The organism is Streptomyces sp. NPDC045701 (assembly GCF_056432045.1).
In genome coordinates this window covers 1-1,335 of the sequence record NZ_JBWKJV010000211.1, presented here as the reverse complement: position 1 = coordinate 1,335, position 1,335 = coordinate 1, and the positions used below count along the sequence as shown (strand labels likewise).

The following is a 1,335-nucleotide window of genomic DNA, read 5'->3' as shown; positions in this document are numbered from 1 at the left end:
GGATGCTCCTATGGCTGTCAAGCCGCTGGAGCGAGGTCGGTTTGAGTGATTCGTTCGGTTGGTGTGCTGGTCAGGGCGCGGTAGACCTCGCGGGCGACGAATCGCTTGAGGCAGCGCATGATGTCCTTTTTGTTCAGCCCTTCCTTGGTGCGGCGTTCGACGTAGGCGCGGGTGCGTTCGTCGAAGCGCATGCGGGTGAGCACGATGGTGTGCAGGGCGTTGTTCGCGGCCCGGTCGCCGCCGCGGTTGAGGCGGTGGCGGTGGGTTCGGCCGGAGGAGGCCGGGATCGGGGCGACTCCGGCCAGGTGCGCGAACGCGCCCTCCGACCGCATCCGTTCCGGGTTGTCCCCGGCCGTGGCCAGCAGTTGGCCGGCGGTCTCGGGACCGACGCCGAACAGCTCCAGCAGCGCGGGGGCGGCCTGCTTCACCAGCGGGCCGATCTCGGTGTCCAGCTCGGCGATCTCGGCGTCCAGCGCCTGGTGACGGCGGGCGAGCCGGCGCAGTGACGCCCGGGTCGCCTCCAGCGGGCGGGACAGGTCGTCCCCGGGCCGCAGCCGGGCGAGCGTGCGTATCAGCGCGGCCCGCTCCAGCCCCGCGACCTGCTCGCGCAGCATCGCCGGGGCCGAGACCAGCAGGCCCCGGATCTGGTTCATCGCCTGGGTGCGGGCCTTGACCGCGCTGCGGCGCGCGATCCGCAGCACACGCACTGCCTCGACCACGCCGTCCCGGCTCTTGGGGATGCCGGTGGCCCGGCCTGACAGGACGGCGATCGCGGCGGCATAGGCGTCGATCGGGTCGGACTTGCCCTTCAGCCTGCGCGTTTTGCGGTCCGGGCGGTCCACATCGACGACGGTGACGCCGGCGGCGGTCAGGACCCGGGCCAGCTCCGCTCCGTAGGCGCCGGTACCCTCCACCCCGATCGCGGTGACAGTGCCGTGGCCTCGCATCCAGTCCAACAGGTCCCGGTAACCGCGGATGGTGGCGGGGAACTCCCGGTCAGCCAGGTGCCGGCCGATCTGGTCGATCACGGCCGCGTGGTGGGTCAGGCCGTGGGTGTCGACTCCGCCGGTGATCTCCCGGGCTTCGTGCGTCATGCTGGTCATGTCCGTCCTTGCGTGTCCGTTCCGAGGGCGGCACGCGCCGGTCGGGCGGGTGGACAAGACAGTGACGGGGCTTCTCGACCAAGCTCCTATAAAGTCACAAACGCCCGTCCGGCCGCGTGCGTGGTGACGCCCGGCGAGCCGACAAATCCCAAACAGGACAGTCGAGACGTCAGTCAGTCGGAGGGTCAGACCCACCCGCAGCGTCACCACGTCACATCCTCACTGTCAGTCG

General features: G+C 70.6%; 1 protein-coding gene. It reads right to left on the bottom strand.

Annotated features, from left to right (window positions below; genetic code table 11):
• Window positions 1-17: 17 nt before the first annotated feature.
• Window positions 18-1,103 carry an IS110 family RNA-guided transposase gene (locus AC07DW_RS34515; protein ID WP_478861535.1) on the bottom strand — a complete coding sequence of 362 codons (1,086 nt, stop codon included), beginning with the start codon at window positions 1,101-1,103 and terminating at the stop codon, window positions 18-20.
• Window positions 1,104-1,335: the final 232 nt, after the last annotated feature.

Excerpts from the sequence above, each read along its gene's own strand:
- AC07DW_RS34515 (WP_478861535.1), bottom strand. The coding sequence starts at position 1,103 with ATGACCAGCATGACGCACGAAGCCCGGGAGATCACCGGCGGAGTCGAC.